Raw genomic sequence first — 17,704 nt, forward strand, 5'->3', positions numbered from 1 at the left:
GGTATTTAAAACCCCGAATCTCGGTATTTAAAACCCCGAATCTCGGTATTTAAAACCCCGAATCTCGGTATTCGGTATTTAAAACCCCGAATCACTTGACGCAAGTATGTAAAACCCCGAACTTGAGATATGGTATCTGAAACCCCGAATCTGCCTGTTGTCCATGAGGCCCTCCTGCCGGAGCGTCATCCGCAGCATGACTTATTCATCTGCGACGTGGCAGATGCCGTGCTTAAGGACGTGATGCCGCAAATGGAGCATCCGTTCTATTCCTTATCGAAAAAACCCGAGACTTCCGTTCGTCGCTATGAACATAACGGGCAATGGCTGGAAATCACGCCAAGCGTGAAGGGCCTTGCTACAATCTACGATAAAGATATTCTGATCTACTGTATTTCGCAGATTATGGCGAAACTAAAGGCCGGAGAAAAAGTATCGCAACGGGTACGGATCAGCAGCCGTGACTTACTCATTTTCACCAATCGCGGTACGGCAGGTAAGGACTACAAAGCCCTTATCGAAGCCCTCGACCGCCTTGAAGGCACACGTATCCGCACTAACATTGTCACAGGCGACGAAGAACAGGTAGACGGTTTTGGCCTGATCGACGCTTCATCCATCCGCCGCAAACTTGGCCTCGACGGTCGCCTGTTGCATTGCGAGATCAAGCTGTCGGATTGGGTCTTTAATGCAATTAAGAGTAATGATGTTCTGACACTGCATCGTGATTATTTCCGGCTACGCAAACCGCTGGAACGACGCGTTTACGAACTAGCCCGCAAACATTGCGGTCAACAAGTGGTATGGAAAGCCTCTCTTGAGATCCTACTGAAAAAATCAGGCTCTCAAAGCCCAGAAAAATTATTCCGACAGATGATAAAAAACCTTGCTGCAAGCGATCATCTACCGGATTACCGTGTCGAATTCGATCCTCAGAAAGACATGGTAACATTCATCAATCGCGGCACAATGAAAGCTGCCGAGCCAGCAACCGAGGCTTGGATGGGTGTGCTTGATCCTGATATTTACGGGGACGCTCGAAACATCGCGCCAGGGTGGGATGTGCATCATCTCGAAAGAGAATGGCGCATGTGGCTGGGTGATAACGAGATCGCTCCGAAGAACCCTGAGCGGCATTTCATCAAATTCTGCGAGACGTGGTTTGCTAAGCGTGGTCAACCCTAATTGTACAAATACGCAGGCATAATCTATCTACATAGATAGTCAGCGCTCTCCAAAAGGATGACGACCGTGCTTACGCATCAAGTCATCAATGGCCTCCCCGATCAAACCCTGAATAGTTGTATCGGTATCAAGCGCAAGTTGGTGTAGCCCCTTGCTAACTGCTGGAGAAAAATACCCCACCACAGCCCGCTTACCTTCTCTCGGATTACGTGGGCGGCCTTTCTCTACCACCGTTTGCGCAGCCGGTTCCACAACCGATGGCGCGACTGTCTTTTTGAGACCAGCAAACCGACTCATGCCGTATATCCTTAACTTAGAAAAGTGCTAACGCGTTTTTGTGTCATCTTGTTTGTGTGATGGCATGTTAACTTGATCACACACCCAATTCCACAACAGTGCTATATCAGCAGCAGCCTTGCTTTCAGGCTCCGTTTCCTGCGCGGTACGACCGGAACCAACGCTATGATGAAAAACTGCACGCTCTGGCAAAACAACAGAAGCAACAGGGATACCAAACTGCGCCACGACCTCAGCCGCCTCCTTATAAACTTGGGGCGCACGAGGAGGGCCCGCAGTAAAGATTACGAAGGCAGGCTTACCACTGGCTCGCACGAGTTCTGCCGTTGTTCTGACAGCGTCCATATCGAAAGCACGTGGTCTGCATGGAATTAACAAGAAATCAGCGACACGACACGCCTCACGCGCCATAATATCGGCATGTGGAGGGGTATCTATTATCGATAGTTCTGCACCCAGTTCGGACGCTTGCTCCAGCTTTTTTGATAACAGGGCATGAGCCGCACAATCCACCACATCAGGCTCGACATCCCCCCGCCACGCTTTCCATGAACTTGCAGTCGCCTGCGGATCGGTATCGAGGATCAGAGAAACGTATCCAGCGGCACTGGCACTAGTAGCCAAGTGTAGGGCAAGCGTCGTCTTCCCAGCGCCTCCCTTCTGACTAATGATCGCGATTGTTTTCATGCCACCATGTTTCCGTGTTAACACATTAACCCATTACCATGTTATTTTGATAACTCAATGTCTTCCTCAAAAAACCGACTATTTAATCGAACCAAACATTTTGTATGCCTCAGACCGGTGCTGATAGCACCTATAAAATGTCATCATGTTTTTGTGTTAACATAAAAACATGATGACACGCTATCTTTCTCTCTGCACAATGGCAGCTACAGTGTTCTTGCTGATCCCCAGCTCACGGGCGATCCACCGATAACTCCGCTTTTCCGCCACCAGCGCCAGAACCTTCGGAGCCAGACGGTCAGACTTCGGCCGCTCCCCTTTCTGTCGGCCGAGAACCTTCCCGCGTGCCCTGGCAGCAGCCAGACCAGACTTCACCCGCTCACTGATCAGATCCCGCTCGAACTCTGCAATCCCGGCCAGAACCGTCGCCAGCATCCGCCCATGTGGCGTCGCCAGGTCGAACATCATCCCCGTCATGGCGATCAGGGAAACACGATAACTCTCCAGTTCCTGAAGCGTGGAGATGAGATCAATGGTCGAGCGCCCCCAGCGGGACAGCTCCGTCACCAGAATGGCGTCAATTTCACGGGCCTGAGCCAGCCTCATGACCTTGCGACGCTCTGCCCGATCTAGGGGGGCGGTGAGAGACTGTTCGAAAACGTACGCTAAGGATTTTAGGAACCGGATTGCAACCGAAGAGGCCTGAAATTATCTCGTGGCTGCCCGATTTCGTCCCAAAGATAATCACCTGTCAGGCCAATATGCTCCCAGCCGAGTGGTGCCACATGAGCAAGCACGATCCTTCGTCACTTCCACGCGGCGGCCAAGCCGACCGCGCTCCTCTGCCACGGACCGGTGGTCGTTGTCGCTGCGCTCGACGATGCTTCGGCCTTCCGCAAGGCGCTGGAGGAAGGCGATGACGCCGGGGCGGCCGACCTGGCGCGAGACTGGATCTACGCGGGCTACCGCATGACCGTTTTTTCGGCGAGCGAGGAGAAGATCGCTGAGGAGCGAGTGCTGAAGGGCGAGCTCTACTTCGACATGGAAAAGGCGCTGCGGTCGGCCGGTGGCGACGTCTCTGTCACCGACAAGAACTTCGCTTCGAATGTCGTCGTGGACCGGGAACTGATCACGGGTCAGAATCCGGCGTCGGACCGGGCCATGGCCGACGCGTTGATCGAAGCCCTTGATCGCGCCGCTGCGTGAGTACCAGGATGACCGGCGGGGCGCTAAGGGTGCGCCCTCCCTCGGATATAGCCAAGACAAGGAACGGTGCCATGACCGCCAACGTGAAGATCGTCGCCGTCCTCACCGCCCGTGTGGATACCGTCGACCGCCTGCGCGCTCTGCTCGACGCCATGCTGGAGCCGAGCCGAGCCGAGCCGGGCAACCTGCGCTACGATCTCTGGCAGGACCAGAGCGATCCGAACCGTTTCGTGCTCGACGAGCTGTACGCGGACGCGGATGCGGTTGCCGCCCACCGCGCGACGCCCCACTTCCAGAACTATCTTTCTCAGATCGGCGATCTGGCCGAGCGCGGCGCGTTCGTCCTCAACCCCGTCTCGGCGACCTGAGGGTGGTGCCATGGGCAAGCTTAAAGAATGGGTGGGGTCGGCGCTGCTGGCACAACCGTTCTACATAGAGGAGCTGCGGATGATCGGCCTGTTGGCACCTGCGCTTCGCCTGGGCCTTATGGGCCTCGTTCATCCACGCGGCTACCGCTGGCGCGGGGCCGCGATCCGGCGAAAAATCAATAACTGACTTGAAGGGATACAGTCGTGACCAAGGGTATCGAAGGCAAGGTCATTCTCATTACCGGCGGCAGCACCGGCATCGGCGCAGAAACCGCGCGGCTTCTCGCGGAACGCGGCGCAAAGGTGGCCATCGCCGCGCGGCGCAAGGACAAGCTCGACGAGGTCGTCGCGGACATCGCCGCAAACGGCGGCACGGCACGTAGCTACGCGCTCGACGTCACCGACAAGGCGGCGGTCCAGTCCGTCGTCTCCGCAATCATTGCCGACTTCGGCCGCCTCGACGTGCTGATCAACAACGCAGGGCTGATGCCGATCCGTCCGATGGCCGAGGTCAACACCGACGAGTGGGACCAGATGATCGACGTCAATCTGAAGGGTACGCTCTACGGCATCGCGGCGGCCCTTCCCGGCTTTCTCGAGCAGGGCAGCGGCCACATCATCAACCTGAGCTCGGTCGCCGGTATCAAGGTCTTCGCACCAGGCGGCACGGTCTACTCCGGTACCAAGTTCGCGGTCAGCGCGATCAGCGAGGGCTTGCGCCACGAGGTGGGTGAAAAGGTCCGTGTCACGTCGATCGAGCCCGGAGCCGTCGAAAGCGATTTGAAGTTCACGACGTCTGGCACGGCAGCCGAGACGGTGCTAGACTTCTACAAACAGGCCATCCCAGCGGCATCGGTGGCGCGTGCTATCGCGTTCGCTGTCGAACAACCTGATGACGTTGACGTCAACGCGATCGTCATCCGGCCGACCGCACAGCAGTTCTGATTTCGACGAGGAGGCGGGGCCGCGTGTGCTCCGCCTCATGGGGAACGTACCGGCCCGCTTGTCCGTTACTCTGCCGAATGATATCTGTCCGTTTAACTTGAGGAGTCGATAATGCCCAAACTCGCGCTGTACGTGCCACTGAAGGCCAAACCCGGTAAAGAGAGCGATGTCGCCAATTTCCTGACCTCGGCATTGCCGCTCGTTCAAGCCGAGCCGGGCACTCTGACCTGGTATGCGATCGAGGAAGGTCCCGGTGCGTACGCGATCTTCGATACGTTCGACACAGAGGAGGATCGGCAGGCCCATCTTGACGGCAAGGTTGCCGCCGCGCTGATGGAGAAGGCGGAAGAACTGTTCTCGGAACCGCCGCAGATTCACAAGTTCACCCTGCTGGCCGCGAAATAGCGGAGCGGTCGGCACACCAAGCTGCCGTACGACTGCACGGTTAGGGTCGCCTGCCGTCGGGAATGGACGGCCCGGCCGGCTCTGGAACTAAATAGAAGAATACGACAGGCCATCCGTGATAGTGGATGGCTTTGTCTTTTGCGCTTATCCTGCCTTTTGATGCTGCTGCTGATAAGTCGGCGTTGATGTGTTGCGTTATCATGGCGCCGTTGGTTTCGCAGGAACTTCTTGAGGTCATCAATCTGCCGCTTTTTTAGATCGTCCTGGCCCAGGCAATCGAAAAGCCGCCGTAAATCGATCCGAGAACTGCCGAACGGGAAGGAACCGCTCAGGCATCAGGCGGTTTAGGAGACAGACATCGGTTGGAAAGATGCGATGCTATGCGCCTTTGCGCTGGTCCGGATCATCAGCAAGCTCTCGATTTGATGACGCCCAGAGCAGAGCTACAAAAGGAGAAGACCCGTGAAAGCTGTCGTGTACAACGGGCCAAAAGACGTTTCCGTCAATACCATCGATGATCCCAAGATCGAAAAGCCGACCGATGTTATCATCCGGCTGACCACGACCAACATTTGCGGGTCCGACCTTCACATGTACGAGGGCCGTACCAGCTTTGAGAAGGGCAGGGTCTTCGGTCACGAAAACCTTGGCGAGGTCATCGAAGTCGGCGCTGCCGTAGATCGTATCAAGAGGGGCGATCGCGTCTGCATGCCGTTCAACGTCGGTTGCGGGTTCTGCGAAAATTGCGAACGCGGTCTGACTGGTTTTTGCCTCACGACCAATCCTGGAACCGCCGGCGCAGCGTATGGCTTTGCCGAGATGGGGCCGTGGCAAGGCGGTCAGGCCGAGATGATGCGCGTACCTTATGCCGACTTCAATTGCCTGAAGCTGCCCGAGGACGCTGAGGAGAAGGAGGATGACTATGTCATGCTCTCCGACATCTTTCCGACGGGTTGGCATGGCGTCGAGTTGTCGGGTTTCTTGCCTGGTGAGAGTATCGCGATCTATGGGGCTGGTCCGGTCGGTTTGATGGCCGCGCACTCAGCCGAAATTCGCGGTGCCTCTCAGATATTCGTGGTTGATTCTCACGACGACCGTTTGAAACTGGCCGAGGCGATGGGCGCGATTCCGATCGACATGCGCAAGGGCGATCCCGCCCGGCAGATCCTTGACGCGACCGGCGGCGTCGGGACCGACCGTGGGGTCGAGGCGGTAGGGTATCAGTGTTGCGATCGCCACGGCAAGGAGCGCAGCAATTACACGATGAACTGCCTCGTCAAAAGCACGAAGGCCACCGGCGGCATCGGCGTCGTCGGCGTGTTTATCCCGGAAGACCCGAATGCGCCCGACGATCTCCAGAAGGAAGGCAAGATTGCGTTCGACTTCGGCAACTTTTGGTTCAAGGGGCAGAAGATCGGCACCGGGCAATGTAATGTAAAGCATTATAACCGGCGGCTAATGAACCTCATTAAGCATGGCCGGGCCAATCCTGCTCAAATCATCTCGCACCGACTGCCGCTCGATCAGGCGCCAGACGCCTACAAGCATTTCGATGCGCGCGATGATGGATGGACAAAGGTCGTGCTTAAGCCGACCGCCTGACCTTAGTCTTCAACGGAATAGGGAATAGATTATGACGTTAGAGGGCAAATCAGTTGCCGTTCTGATCGCGCCCCGCGGGACGGAAGAGCCAGAATTCTCGAAGCCCAAGCAAGCTATCGAGGAGGCTGGCGGCAAAGTGACCGTGGTCAGTTTTGAAGCGGGCGTGGCTCGCACAGTCAATAGCGACCTTGACGAGGGCGGCAGCTATACTATCGACAAGACGTTTTCCGATGTCAAAGCCGACGATTTCGACGGACTAGTTGTGCCCGGAGGAACGGTCGGTGCCGACAAGCTGCGCGGCAGCGCCGAGGCAATTGATTTCATCCGGGCTTTTTTCGATCAGAAAAAACCGGTAGCCGCGATATGCCATGCACCCTGGACATTGATCGAGGCGGGCGTGCTTAAGGGTCGCACCTTGACGTCCTACCCGACGCTGAAGGTCGATATCGAGAACGCCGGCGCTACATGGACCGATGAGGAAGTCGTGGTCGACAACGGCCTTGTTACCAGCCGCGACCCCGACGATTTACCCGCCTTCTGTGCCAAACTCGTTGAGCAAATCGCGGAAGGTGCCGGCGCTGGGCCCGCGGCCGCGAATTAATACGGGACGGTTTCGACGAACCATGTGAGGGCGCGCTCCCTGGTGAAGGTCCACACAAAACAGGCGTAGCGGATGGCCGGCGATTGGCTGTCCGCTACGCCGCGTATCAGACGAAAACGGCGCACTTCCGAGGACTCAATCCCCAACAAGCCGCGTCAACCGCGGTGACACCTCGCCGGCTCCCGCTTCCAGATGCGACCCATTTCAGCGTGCGTGCGGTTGAGATACGCCTGATCGAACGTGCGTTCGGCCAGGTTTATGACCTACAGCGCCGCTTTGAGATAGGGGGCGGTGAGACTGCCTTCTGCTTCCGCAACGAAGAAAGGGACGCCGCTGGCAACGATACGGCCGCCATCTTCCCCAGCCCCCGGTCCCAGATCGATGACCCAGTCCACCTGCCTGATGGCGCGCATGTCATGTTCGACGACCACGACCGTATTGCCGGCGTCGACGAGGCCCTGCAGGTGTTGCATCAGCCGGTCGGCATCTGAGGGGTGAAGCCCCGAAGTTGGCTCGTCGAGGATGTAGATCGTGTTGCCGCGTTGAGCGCGTTGCAGTTCAGGCGGCAATCCGTCGATCGTGTCGACCTCCGGCACGCCGGCCTGGTCGATAAGGCGACGGGCATAGGGCGCAACCGATTCCAGATAACGCCGCTGGGCTTCGGCATAAAGGGTGCCGAACGCGAGCGATGACTTGCCCGAGCCCGATATGCCGGTGAACACCACGAAGGCGTCACGCGGTACATCGACGTCCACATTTTTTAGGTTATTCTGGCGCGCGCCGCGAACCTGCACGCAAGCGGGCGGTCCGGCATGCCCATGATCGGTGGCGGGCGTCGTCGCGTGTATATCCTTGTCCTTCAATTCAGTCTTCCTGCCATATCCGCCCGTGCGGCCCGTGGTTCATTACGGTCGGGGTAACGGATCAATGCGTTTCCGACTCAATACATCCAACGGCCAGGCTGGCTCGATGTTCGGAACCTTTGAAATATTTTTCCAGCATTAAACAAAGGTTACGACAAAACCATTTTTCCGTTAGGTCGCGCGACGAGGCCACACACACTCCGCTGGTAAGCACCTGGGCCAGGCGGGCCTGGTCCGTGCCGCTATCGGCGTGTAACGACTGCACTTCGGCGGTTGTTACCGCATCGCGACGCGTTGCCCAGTTGCCAGAGCGCGCTTCATCATGGCCAGGGTCGGGCCATGATGACGGCTGGCCTGTCAATCCGAGCGTCTGGCGCCGCGTCTTAGAACGCGACTGAACGGTCGACGTTGGCGGCGTCGAGGAAGAGGGGGAAGAAAATGCCGTCACCCGAGATAACCGGAGTGGTCATCCGGAACTTCCTCGATGTCTGGTGTTGCCAGAGGCGCTTTGGATCGGCGGGTCAGTAGTGAATGACCGTGCGGATCGACTTACCTTCGTGCATCAGGTCGAACGCCTCGTTGATCTCCTCCAAACCCATGGTGTGGGTAACGAACGGGGCCAGATCGATATCACCTCTCATGGCGTCCTCGACCATGCCGGGGAGCTGTGTACGTCCCTTGACGCCGCCGAAAGCGGACCCCTTCCAGACGCGGCCCGTAACGAGCTGGAATGGACGGGTGGAGATTTCTTCGCCCGCGCCGGCAACGCCAATCACGATCGACTGACCCCAACCACGGTGCGCTGATTCAAGAGCGGCGCGCATGACATTGACGTTGCCGATGCACTCGAAGGTATGATCGATGCCCCATCCCGTCATCTCGATCAGCACTTGCTGGATGGGCTTGTCATGGTCCCTGGGGTTGATGCACTCGGTCGCACCGAACTGGCGTGCCAGCTCGAACTTGGACGGATTGGTGTCGATGGCGATGATGCGACCCGCCTTCGCCTGGCGCGCGCCCTGAATTGCCGCGAGGCCGATCCCGCCAAGGCCGAACACGGCGACCGAGTCTCCAGGCTGGACCTTGGCGGTATTGTGGACTGCGCCGATGCCGGTCGTGACGCCGCAGCCCAGCAGACAGACATGTTCGGGGTTAGCCTCGGGATTGATCTTGGCGAGCGAGACTTCGGCGACGACAGTATATTCACTGAAGGTTGAACAGCCCATGTAATGATAAAGGGGCTGGCCATTGTACGAGAAGCGGGTGGTGCCATCGGGCATCAAACCCTTGCCCTGCGTTTCGCGGACAGCGACGCACAGGTTGGTCTTGCCCGACACGCAGAAATCGCACTTACCGCACTCGGCTGTGTAGAGCGGAATCACATGATCGCCCGGCCTGACGCTGGTGACGCCCTCACCGACCTCGACAACGATGCCCGCGCCCTCGTGGCCTAGAACCACCGGGAAAACGCCCTCCGGATCACTGCCCGCCAGCGTGTACGCATCGGTGTGGCACACGCCGGTGTGCGTCACCCGGATGAGCACTTCGCCCTTCCGGGGTGGAGCGACATCGATTTCGACGATTTCGAGTGGCTTGCCCGGCTCGAAGGCTACAGCGGCGCGAGATTTCATGTTGGGATACCCTCGTTGATGGAAACTGATTGCCGGTGCGAGGCCGTTGCACCATCGCAAATTCGTCGACGTTCTCATACTGTCAGGGAGTATCTTTGTCATACTCCCTGACAGTATACAAGAGGTGTCCTACCGAGGATCTCAAACCAGAGAAGGCAGCAGGGGCTGGCTTCTAAGTGCGAGAGAGCACGGGCAAGAAAATGAGCCTGAAATCGTCATTTAAGATAAGTACGCAGAATCTTCATTACGCCCTCCACGCCGTCATCGTGATCGCTGCCCTCGCTTTTGAGGGCCGGATCTGCGCCGGAACCGAATGTTTCCCTGAGGTGACTCTCCATCACTTCCGCCATCAGCCCGTTTGTCGCGCCACGCATGGCGACAATTTGCTGCAGCAGGGGAGCGCAATCGGCCCCGGCTTCGATCGCGCGTTCCAGAGCGTCCGCCTGACCCTTGATACGCCGCAAGCGTGTGATGGCTCGCTTTTTGTCCTCTGATGAATGTGGCATCGCGTTTTCCCGAGAAATCGCTTCAGCATACTATACAGGGGGGGAGTTTCAATCCTGCACTGAGACGGGCGTTTCTCTCATCGGGCGAGGTTCCGGTCATGCTCTCAAGCCTGCGCCGCAAGCAACCACGGCATGGGCTGAGGGTCCGATCATGTATCTGGGAGGGGGAGCCATCGCTTGCTCCCCAGGTTTGCCGGTCAGACCGTAACGACGACCTTGCCGATCTGGTCGTTCGATTCGAGGAAGCGGTGCGCGTCCTGAATGGCGTCGAGCGGGAAAGTGCGCGCGATCCGCGGCTTGAGCGCGCCCGATTCCAGACCCGCCACGATGAAGGCCTTGGCGCGATCAAGGGCGGCGTCGTCCGAGACGATCTCACTGTAGAGATAACCCTTGAGCGTAAGGCTCTTGCCCAGCACGGAGAACAACGGGAACGGTGTCGGCTCGCCGCTGAGCGCGCCATATTCGAGCAGGATGCCGCCGCGCGCCATGCTCGCGGTCAGCGGCTCGAACGACGGGCCTCCGACCGGGTCGAGCACCACGCGCGCACCTGCACCATCGGTTATCTCCATCACCCTCGCCACCAGATCCTCTTCCTCGGTCGCGACGACATGATGTGCACCGGCATCGATCAGGGCCTGGCGCTTGGCTCCGGTACGCGTCGTCGCGATTACCGTCGCGCCGACCATCCGCGCAATCTGGAAGGCAGCAAGGCCGACGCTACTGGAAGCAGCGGTGACGATGACGAAATCGCCCTCGCCGAGCTTCGCCTGCTCCACCAGCGCGCCCCAAGCGGTGACATACTGCATCCACACGGCCGCCGCTTCCTCGAACGACAGCGCGGCCGGATGCTTTACGACAAGGCGGGCAGGCACGTTGGCGACCTCGCCATAGGTGCCCCAGCGCGCGATGTCGAGCGGGGGGATGACGCTGACGGCCTCGCCTTCCGCAAACCCGGTCACGTCCGCGCCGATCTTAACGACGGTGCCGGCAGCCTCATAGCCAAGGCGGCTCGGGAACTCGGCTTCCTGAAGGTAGGCATGGTTGCGGAACATCACCTCGGCGCGGTTTATGCCTATCGCCTTGACCGCGATCTGCACCTCGTCGGCCGCGGGCGCGGGCACTGCCAAATCTTCAATCTTGAGGACACTGGCGTCGCCATATTCGTGGATTCGAACGATGCGGCTCATGGGCCACTCCTTGAATATTGAATGATCGTTCAGTATCGGTATGGGCCACCAGCTTCAAGCTATTATTTATCGATCATTCCATATCGGGCGCGAGACATGACTGAGACGAAAGCCCGTCGCGGCGCAGGTCGCCCTCGTGTGTTCGACACTAACGCAGCGCTCGACAAGGCGGTGCGGCTGTTCTGGCAGCGCGGCTACGAGGCGACATCGATGGCCGATCTGGTGGCGGAGACTGGCGTCGCCGCCGCCAGTCTTTATGCGGCGTTTGACAACAAGGCGGGGCTGTTCGCGGCGGTGATCGAGCGCTACGCCGCGACGTTCAGCGTCCACCTCTATGCACCCATCAACGATCCGGCGTTGTCCACCTTTGAGGCCGTCAAAGGCCTGCTGGAACGAGCGGCGTCATCGTTTTCGGAACCTGGAACGCCCGCCGGCTGCTTCATGTATTCGGCAGCGGCAGCCGTTTCGCCAGCGTCTGCCGCCATCGAATGCCTGCTGCGCGAAAAACGTATCGCGGCGGAGGCCCTCCTGATCGAGCGTCTGCATCGCGGCGCCGCGCAGGGCGAGCTTGCGGCCAATGCCGATCCGGCCGTGCTAGGCAAATTCATCAATACGGTCATGGAAGGCATGTCCGTTCAGGCGCGCGACGGCGCTACGATCAACCAACTGCTCTCCATCTGCAAAATGACACTCGATCGATGGCCGGCCGCGATATGATTGTTAAATGGTGGTCATCTGCCAATCCGCTTCCCGCGACCGAACAGTCGAACTTATCTCATAGGACGAAAGCACATGAAACACGTGGAGGGATCGAAGAACCGTTGATTGGCGCGCGTGGGTCCTGATTTAAGGCTTTTGTCGTGGTGATTGACGGCTCCCGGGGTGGCTTTCGACCTTCGCTTTGAGCAGATCGGGGGCTGTCATCCGCTGGATGGCTACGCGCTTGCGTTCAACCTCTCCAGGAACAGAAAGCGCCGCATGTTGTAGACGATATTGGCCAGGCCGATCCTCATGGTGGCCCGGGTGATACCCACGGTCCGGACGAACAGACCCGTCTGCGATTTCTGATCGGCAAAGACGTGCTCGACGCGGGATCGGATCACCGACTTCCCTACGTTGGACCGCTGGATGTGGCGGGGCATGGGCTTGAGATGCGGCTTTTTCCTGTGAACCTTCGAGACAAAGCCCTCCTTTTCCATGAAGTCCTCATTGGCTTTTGAGCGGTAGGCTGTGTCTGCCCAGAGCCACGGTGTATTGTAGATATCAGCGATAAATGGCACTGAGTTGCAGCGCTAATTGGCATGTAAGAGCAGCAGCATGCCTGGCTCGTATGGGAGCAAGCGGGCGCTGCGCTGGACGGTTACGTTTTCCGCAGGTCATGCTGCCATTACGGACGTAACAGGCTGACGCCTGAGTGTCCGATAAACGGTTGGTCGCGAGATGGAAAACAGATCAGCCAGGTCACTGATGGAATAGTCGCCGGTATCGTACATGCGGCGAAGTTCCTTCTGCTGCCGATCGGACAGCTTGGGCTTTTTCCCGCGTAGCTTGCCCTTGGCGCGCGCGATCGCCATCCCTTCACGGGTTCGAAGTTTAATGAGGTCCGCTTCAAATTCGGCGAAGGTAGCAAGAATGTTGAAAAACAGCTTTCCCATCGGATCGGACGGATCGTGGACACTGGCACCGAGTTGGAGCTTCACGCCACGAGCGGCCAGGCTGTCTCCGATCGCACGTGCATCGGGCACGGACCGGGCGAGCCGGTCGAGCTTTGGCACGACCAGCGTGTCGCCGTTACGCACCGCCGCCAGCGCCTGGTCGAGACCGGGCCGGTCCCGGTTCGTCCCGGTGAATCCCTTGTCAGTGTAGATCCGATCAGCCGCGACGCCGAGTTTGAGCAGAGCGTCCTGCTGGGCGGCGAGATCCTGCTTGTCCGTCGAGCAGCGGGCGTAGCCAATCAGTGTGTGCGTCATGAATCAGACTGTAACGTATAAGGCCCCATGACTGCAATTTATATGGTACCATTCATATGAGACTCGGTGGGTGGCTGTTTTCCGTGAGTTGCGCCACCTCTCAACATGAGTCCGTTTAACGACCCTCTATCGGACAGGATAATTTCCAGCTATCGCATCCGCCTTTTTGTCCAGATCGCACGCGATCATGGAAGGCGGCCGGCCGACAGACCGAGAAAGACTGACAAAGCCTGATCGACCTGACGCAAAGACGAGACCTCCAGATGTCCGAAAACCGGACCGATTTTTTCCTGTGGTAAGGACACCGCCCGATCAATCATCACCTGCGATAAGCGACGCAAGCCGTTCGTCGTGCTGGGTACAACCGAAATCCGGAACAAAGGCCAGTCCTGCACGGTGCTGGTCAACCGCAACACAGTCACGGCCGGCAGGTCAGAAAAGGCGTCAGCCTGTATGACAAGGGCCGGACGCGGTTTGCCATAATCACCATTGACGGCGATCGTCACCAGATCACCGCGTTTCACGCCGTCCACTCATCCTGGAAATCGTCCTCCTCGAAGAGCGCGTCCAGCTCGCGCAATACCTGAGCTTCATTACTCGCCGGATCACAAGCCAGCGCCGCCACTTCACGGGATTGCCGCCGCGCTTCCGTCTCGAAAGCACGCTGCTCTCGCCGCGCGACATAAGCGCGCATGAAATCCCGCAGCACTTCAGCCGCAGGCCGTTCATCCGCACGGGTTGCCGCCGTGAACGCCGCCTTCAGTGCCGGGTCAATCCGGAAGTTGAAGTTCTCCCCTTTCGGATGGGAACTGGTCCGGGGCATCATAGCCTCCTGATCTAAGGTCAGAGACTTAATTATGCAATTACATTATGCAAAACACAAGGTAATTGCATCCTGCTCACCTCCCCTGATAAAGGACATTATCTGGGGAAGACCAAGCAAAGACCGCTTTATCCTGTTTGAACCCTCCCGGAAAAACCACCATGCAGCCCTTGATACACCGTGGCTCCGGATTGTCCCAATATGACTATAGTCTGTTTAATACGAACCTAATTCGAGAGGAAGAAAAGGGGGGGGGGGAAACAGGCAGTCGACTGTCGGGACAAGGTTACCCAAAACAGCCTTTCGCAGTGTTCACATTCATGACAGGGAGTAGAAATATTCAGGTGATTTCTCTCAATCAACGATAAGTATAAAATCGGCGTCCAAATATTTCTATATTTAAAGTGCAAGTTCCTTCCACTGGAAGAAACTTGCGGGAAAAATAGGATGTCAGCAAGCCAGTGGATAATCGGTATAGCCTTCTGCGCCTTGCGAGTACCAGGTGCGGATATCATCCTTGTTCAGGGGGAGATTGTCTTCCAGACGATGCACCAGATCCGGATTGGCGATGAATGGACGGCCGAATGAAATGGCGTCCGCGACACCGGTTGCGACTGTCTCGATCGCTTCATCGCGTGTGTAGTCCTGATTCAGAACCAGCGGTTTTTTAAACACTTCTCGGATCGGGCCATGAAGCTTGGGCTGATCGGTCTTGCCGAACGTGCCATTCGGCCCGGGTTCGCGCAGTTCAAGAAAAGCGATGTCGAGATCGTTCAGCAGCTTTGCTGCCGGCACAAAAACCTGCTCGGGATGGCTGTCGATGCAGCCCTGCGTATCGCCATTAGGGGATAGTCGTACTGACGTTTTGTCCGCGCCAATCGTTGCGATCACGCGTTCCGTGACTTCACGCAGGAAGCGGATGCGGTTTTCCGGCGAGCCGCCATATTCGTCGGAACGATGATTGGTGCCGTCCCGCAGGAATTCGTCGATCAGATAACCGTTGGCGGCATGAATCTGCACACCGTCAAAGCCTGCCTGAAGAGCATTTCTAGCAGCGTTTTCATAGTCGTTCAGGATGCGGGCAATATCCTCCCTGGTGAGAGGGTGGGCAGTTTCGGGAGCCTGCTTGCCGTCATATGTATGGAGCGCTTCAGGTGCTTTTGTCGCCGAACAGGAGACAGGCTGCTGGCCCGTCACGCTGGAATGCACCATGCGACCCATGTGCCAGAGCTGGGCCACGATCTTTCCGCCCTTGGCGTGAACTGCGGCGGTGATGGGCTTCCAGGCTTCTACCTGTTCCTGCGACCACAGACCCGGCGCATACGGCCAGCCAAGACCTTCGCGGCTGATACCGGTCGCCTCCGAGATGATCAGACCGGCTCCAGCCCGTTGCGCGTAATATTCAGCCATGATGAGGGTGGGCACATGCTCACGGGTGCCCCGGCCGCGTGTCAGCGGCGCCATGAGAATTCTGTTTTTGGCGTAAATGCTTCCCAGTTCAATCGGCTCAAACAGGCTGGGCATGACAGATCCTTCTTAAAAGACGCAGTTTCTATGAATTCGGGAAGCCTCACGAGGAATACAACAGGAGACTTACCACCTCGCCTGGTAATCCCGAACGCTCTTCCTCCGGCTACGGGCAAGTGTGGATACGCTGGTCAGAACCTTTCAGGCGATCCCGCCGTGGGATCAGCTCTGATCACCGGGGATGTTCACCAGGATTTTCCCCTTCAACTTCGCCTGCATGAAAGATAACAGGTTACGCGGCAGGTCATCAAAGGAGGTCATAACCGTGGGCTGAAGATCCAGAGCGCCGACCCGGACAGCTTCCAACAGTTTAGTTCCCGCGCTGCGCCAGTCGCGCCAGTCTGCCGCTGTTCCATACTCATGAATGGCGTTAAGCGCGACTTCATGAAGGGACACCGCTGTCGTGAAAGCCGGAAGCGGTGCGGTTTCGATCCGGTCCTGGATACAGACCAGATGGCCATTATAGCCAATCAGATCAGCCAGCGTATGGGCATAGGTGCCGCTGGTGGTGTCAAACGCTGCGAACAGGCGCCGTGGACCAAGTGCCGCGGCAAGTTTCGTGCGCCATGAGTCGTCGCGGTAATCGAAGGCGCCGGATATCCCCAGTCCCAGCAAATGGTCATGGTGAGCAGGCCCTGCCGTCACCCAGACGCGCCAGCCCCGCTTGACGGCCAGTTGCGCCAGAATAAGCGAAACCGATCCTCCCGCGCCCGTCACCAGAACATCGCGATCCGGTAACGCGGGCACCTTCCCGATCGCCTGCCAGGCGGTAAGGCCAGGACAGGGCACACTGGCGGCCTGTTCATCACTCAGTCCATCCGGCACTGGCAGCGCGCCGGCTGCGTTCAACACGGTGCGCTGCGCGAAACTTCCGTCCCTTCCCAGCCCCTGATGATAGGCGACACGCAGCCCGACAGGCAGTGTGACACCGGCCCCGACCGCGACAATCCGGCCTACGCCGTCAACACCGGGCACATGACCTGCCTTCCAGGCGGGGTGTCCCTGCCGGATGATTTTCCAATCCACGGGATTGAAAGCTGCCATGGTGTTGGCGACGATGATGTCACCAGCGCCTACCGGTCCAACCTGTTTCTCCACACGGTGCAACCGATCTGGATATCCGGGGCCGTTCCACACCCAGGCATCGTACCGATCAGACCCGCTTTCTGTATCCACCATGATTTCCATCCTTTTGTGACCCTGTGACTGGAAACATGGCGCGCTCTCCCTTATCTGATAAGTCAGATACCATCGATATCAGAGTTCACATTCCATGATACCAGGCATGACGTGCCCCCTTTTTTGTATCCACTCAAAAGGAGAGTTCCCGTTTTTTATGGCTTTGGTTTGATGGGATGACAAGTGTCTCGGGGGCATGCCCCCGAGACACTTGTCTGGCGACCTGATCCGGTGTCCTGCCACCCAGCTGGGAATGGGGGCGCACCGTATTGTAGTCTTCCCGCCAGTCAGCCAGAACCTGTCGGGCATGGCTGAGAGACGTGAACAGCGTCTCGTTGAGGCATTCATCCCTCAACCGGCCGTTGAAACTTTCGACAAAGCCGTTCTGTTGCGGTTTCCCGGGGGCGATATAGTGCCATTCAACCTTCATCTCATCCGCCCATTTCAGGATGGCATGGGATGTGAACTCCGTACCGTAGCACATCAGGAAGCGTCGGCATCGGTAATGCCGATCTGGCCTTAAGGCCAGATCGGCGGCCATGACCAGGCGACATGTCTCCATAGTGATGGTGTCCAGCCACACAGAGGAGACAACCGGCCGTGACCAGATCCGATACTACACCAATGACTGCTGTCCTCGTCGCCATCGATGTCGCCAAATCCCGCAATGAGGTCCTGATCGAAATGCCTGGCAGTCGGCGACGACGGCGTCTGACCGTGGC

The 17,704-nt window shown here is 58.0% G+C and carries 19 protein-coding genes and 4 pseudogenes; 9 read left to right on the forward strand and 14 right to left on the reverse strand.

Annotated elements, in window-relative coordinates; genetic code table 11:
- Positions 1 to 129: 129 nt before the first annotated feature.
- Positions 130 to 1,185, forward strand: coding sequence for a replication initiator protein A (locus tag ED655_RS15235; protein ID WP_122050966.1), 1,056 nt, complete (start codon positions 130 to 132; stop codon positions 1,183 to 1,185).
- A 39-nt stretch (positions 1,186 to 1,224) separates the two neighbouring features.
- Here ED655_RS15235 and ED655_RS15240 read toward each other — a convergent pair whose 3' ends face one another.
- From ED655_RS15240 to ED655_RS15250, 3 genes and pseudogenes are all read right to left on the reverse strand, one after another.
- Positions 1,225 to 1,482: a ribbon-helix-helix domain-containing protein gene (locus tag ED655_RS15240; RefSeq protein WP_006116379.1), complete on the reverse strand. Its 258-nt coding sequence runs from the start codon at positions 1,480 to 1,482 to the stop codon at positions 1,225 to 1,227.
- Positions 1,483 to 1,509: 27 nt separating this feature from the next.
- Positions 1,510 to 2,169, reverse strand: coding sequence for a ParA family partition ATPase (gene parA, locus ED655_RS15245; protein ID WP_122050967.1), 660 nt, complete (start codon positions 2,167 to 2,169; stop codon positions 1,510 to 1,512).
- Positions 2,170 to 2,349: 180 nt separating this feature from the next.
- Positions 2,350 to 2,802 (reverse strand): annotated as a pseudogene (locus ED655_RS15250) (recombinase family protein); the annotation flags it as partial.
- A 222-nt stretch (positions 2,803 to 3,024) separates the two neighbouring features.
- Here ED655_RS15250 and ED655_RS15255 point away from each other — a divergent pair.
- The 7 genes from ED655_RS15255 to ED655_RS15280 all read left to right on the forward strand — a co-directional run bounded on the left by ED655_RS15255 (position 3,025) and on the right by ED655_RS15280 (position 7,296).
- Complete coding sequence (locus tag ED655_RS15255; protein WP_205836066.1) at positions 3,025 to 3,375, forward strand: type 1 glutamine amidotransferase family protein; 351 nt, start codon at positions 3,025 to 3,027, stop codon at positions 3,373 to 3,375.
- A 71-nt stretch (positions 3,376 to 3,446) separates the two neighbouring features.
- On the forward strand, positions 3,447 to 3,743 hold the full coding sequence (locus ED655_RS15260; protein ID WP_122050970.1) for a putative quinol monooxygenase: 297 nt from the start codon (positions 3,447 to 3,449) through the stop codon (positions 3,741 to 3,743).
- Positions 3,744 to 3,753: 10 nt separating this feature from the next.
- Positions 3,754 to 3,930 (forward strand): hypothetical protein, encoded by a 177-nt coding sequence (locus ED655_RS15665; RefSeq protein WP_162993567.1) that lies wholly within the window; start codon positions 3,754 to 3,756, stop codon positions 3,928 to 3,930.
- Between the two features lie 17 nt (positions 3,931 to 3,947).
- Positions 3,948 to 4,688 (forward strand): SDR family oxidoreductase, encoded by a 741-nt coding sequence (locus ED655_RS15265; protein WP_062106249.1) that lies wholly within the window; start codon positions 3,948 to 3,950, stop codon positions 4,686 to 4,688.
- Between the two features lie 111 nt (positions 4,689 to 4,799).
- Entirely contained in the window at positions 4,800 to 5,093 is a 294-nt protein-coding gene (locus ED655_RS15270; RefSeq protein WP_062106251.1) for a putative quinol monooxygenase, read from the forward strand.
- A gap of 462 nt (positions 5,094 to 5,555) precedes the next feature.
- Positions 5,556 to 6,695, forward strand: a complete 1,140-nt coding sequence (locus tag ED655_RS15275; RefSeq protein ID WP_122050972.1) for a glutathione-independent formaldehyde dehydrogenase — start codon at positions 5,556 to 5,558, stop codon at positions 6,693 to 6,695.
- Positions 6,696 to 6,726: 31 nt separating this feature from the next.
- Complete coding sequence (locus ED655_RS15280) at positions 6,727 to 7,296, forward strand: type 1 glutamine amidotransferase domain-containing protein (RefSeq protein WP_122050973.1); 570 nt, start codon at positions 6,727 to 6,729, stop codon at positions 7,294 to 7,296.
- Positions 7,297 to 7,826: 530 nt separating this feature from the next.
- Here the strand turns inward: ED655_RS15280 and ED655_RS16170 are convergent.
- From ED655_RS16170 to ED655_RS15300, 4 genes and pseudogenes are all read right to left on the reverse strand, one after another.
- Positions 7,827 to 8,144 (reverse strand): annotated as a pseudogene (locus ED655_RS16170) (P-loop NTPase family protein); the annotation flags it as partial.
- A gap of 536 nt (positions 8,145 to 8,680) precedes the next feature.
- Complete coding sequence (locus ED655_RS15290; RefSeq protein ID WP_122050976.1) at positions 8,681 to 9,790, reverse strand: S-(hydroxymethyl)glutathione dehydrogenase/class III alcohol dehydrogenase; 1,110 nt, start codon at positions 9,788 to 9,790, stop codon at positions 8,681 to 8,683.
- A gap of 215 nt (positions 9,791 to 10,005) precedes the next feature.
- A complete protein-coding gene (locus ED655_RS15295; protein ID WP_062106258.1) occupies positions 10,006 to 10,296 on the reverse strand; it encodes a metal/formaldehyde-sensitive transcriptional repressor in 291 nt (96 codons plus the stop codon).
- Positions 10,297 to 10,493: 197 nt separating this feature from the next.
- Positions 10,494 to 11,483: a zinc-dependent alcohol dehydrogenase family protein gene (locus ED655_RS15300; RefSeq protein ID WP_062020898.1), complete on the reverse strand. Its 990-nt coding sequence runs from the start codon at positions 11,481 to 11,483 to the stop codon at positions 10,494 to 10,496.
- 96 nt (positions 11,484 to 11,579) lie between these two features.
- Between ED655_RS15300 and ED655_RS15305 the strand changes: the two genes are divergently transcribed.
- Entirely contained in the window at positions 11,580 to 12,200 is a 621-nt protein-coding gene (locus ED655_RS15305; RefSeq protein ID WP_062020901.1) for a TetR/AcrR family transcriptional regulator, read from the forward strand.
- A 218-nt stretch (positions 12,201 to 12,418) separates the two neighbouring features.
- Here the strand turns inward: ED655_RS15305 and ED655_RS15310 are convergent.
- From ED655_RS15310 to ED655_RS15345, 7 genes and pseudogenes are all read right to left on the reverse strand, one after another.
- A pseudogene (locus ED655_RS15310) lies at positions 12,419 to 12,727 on the reverse strand (transposase); the annotation flags it as partial.
- A gap of 132 nt (positions 12,728 to 12,859) precedes the next feature.
- Positions 12,860 to 13,453: a recombinase family protein gene (locus ED655_RS15315; protein ID WP_122050977.1), complete on the reverse strand. Its 594-nt coding sequence runs from the start codon at positions 13,451 to 13,453 to the stop codon at positions 12,860 to 12,862.
- A gap of 185 nt (positions 13,454 to 13,638) precedes the next feature.
- Entirely contained in the window at positions 13,639 to 13,977 is a 339-nt protein-coding gene (locus tag ED655_RS15320) for a type II toxin-antitoxin system PemK/MazF family toxin (RefSeq protein WP_118963930.1), read from the reverse strand.
- Positions 13,974 to 14,276, reverse strand: coding sequence for a hypothetical protein (locus tag ED655_RS15325; protein ID WP_122050979.1), 303 nt, complete (start codon positions 14,274 to 14,276; stop codon positions 13,974 to 13,976). The genes ED655_RS15320 and ED655_RS15325 overlap by 4 nt, the downstream gene beginning before the upstream one ends.
- Positions 14,277 to 14,726: 450 nt before the next feature.
- On the reverse strand, positions 14,727 to 15,800 hold the full coding sequence (locus ED655_RS15335) for an alkene reductase (RefSeq protein WP_122050980.1): 1,074 nt from the start codon (positions 15,798 to 15,800) through the stop codon (positions 14,727 to 14,729).
- 165 nt (positions 15,801 to 15,965) lie between these two features.
- Entirely contained in the window at positions 15,966 to 16,982 is a 1,017-nt protein-coding gene (locus ED655_RS15340) for a zinc-binding dehydrogenase (RefSeq protein ID WP_240993707.1), read from the reverse strand.
- Positions 16,983 to 17,115: 133 nt separating this feature from the next.
- Positions 17,116 to 17,457 (reverse strand): annotated as a pseudogene (locus tag ED655_RS15345) (integrase core domain-containing protein); the annotation flags it as partial.
- Positions 17,458 to 17,704 lie beyond the last annotated feature (247 nt).

This window comes from Asaia bogorensis (genome assembly GCF_900465345.1).
In the GTDB taxonomy this organism is placed as follows: Bacteria; Pseudomonadota; Alphaproteobacteria; order Acetobacterales; family Acetobacteraceae; genus Asaia; species Asaia bogorensis_A.

Bases quoted from the DNA above. Each gene is read 5' to 3' on its own strand.
- ED655_RS15305 (WP_062020901.1), top strand. From the start codon at position 11,580: ATGACTGAGACGAAAGCCCGTCGCGGCGCAGGTCGCCCTCGTGTGTTC.
- ED655_RS15335 (WP_122050980.1), bottom strand. From the start codon at position 15,800: ATGCCCAGCCTGTTTGAGCCGATTGAACTGGGAAGCATTTACGCCAAA.
- ED655_RS15295 (WP_062106258.1), bottom strand. From the start codon at position 10,296: ATGCCACATTCATCAGAGGACAAAAAGCGAGCCATCACACGCTTGCGG.
- ED655_RS15290 (WP_122050976.1), bottom strand. From the start codon at position 9,790: ATGAAATCTCGCGCCGCTGTAGCCTTCGAGCCGGGCAAGCCACTCGAA.
- ED655_RS15280 (WP_122050973.1), top strand. From the start codon at position 6,727: ATGACGTTAGAGGGCAAATCAGTTGCCGTTCTGATCGCGCCCCGCGGG.
- ED655_RS15315 (WP_122050977.1), bottom strand. From the start codon at position 13,453: ATGACGCACACACTGATTGGCTACGCCCGCTGCTCGACGGACAAGCAG.
- ED655_RS15340 (WP_240993707.1), bottom strand. From the start codon at position 16,982: ATGGTGGATACAGAAAGCGGGTCTGATCGGTACGATGCCTGGGTGTGG.
- ED655_RS15665 (WP_162993567.1), top strand. From the start codon at position 3,754: ATGGGCAAGCTTAAAGAATGGGTGGGGTCGGCGCTGCTGGCACAACCG.
- ED655_RS15235 (WP_122050966.1), top strand. From the start codon at position 130: ATGGTATCTGAAACCCCGAATCTGCCTGTTGTCCATGAGGCCCTCCTG.
- parA (WP_122050967.1), bottom strand. From the start codon at position 2,169: ATGAAAACAATCGCGATCATTAGTCAGAAGGGAGGCGCTGGGAAGACG.
- ED655_RS15270 (WP_062106251.1), top strand. From the start codon at position 4,800: ATGCCCAAACTCGCGCTGTACGTGCCACTGAAGGCCAAACCCGGTAAA.
- ED655_RS15240 (WP_006116379.1), bottom strand. From the start codon at position 1,482: ATGAGTCGGTTTGCTGGTCTCAAAAAGACAGTCGCGCCATCGGTTGTG.
- ED655_RS15300 (WP_062020898.1), bottom strand. From the start codon at position 11,483: ATGAGCCGCATCGTTCGAATCCACGAATATGGCGACGCCAGTGTCCTC.
- ED655_RS15260 (WP_122050970.1), top strand. From the start codon at position 3,447: ATGACCGCCAACGTGAAGATCGTCGCCGTCCTCACCGCCCGTGTGGAT.
- ED655_RS15325 (WP_122050979.1), bottom strand. From the start codon at position 14,276: ATGCCCCGGACCAGTTCCCATCCGAAAGGGGAGAACTTCAACTTCCGG.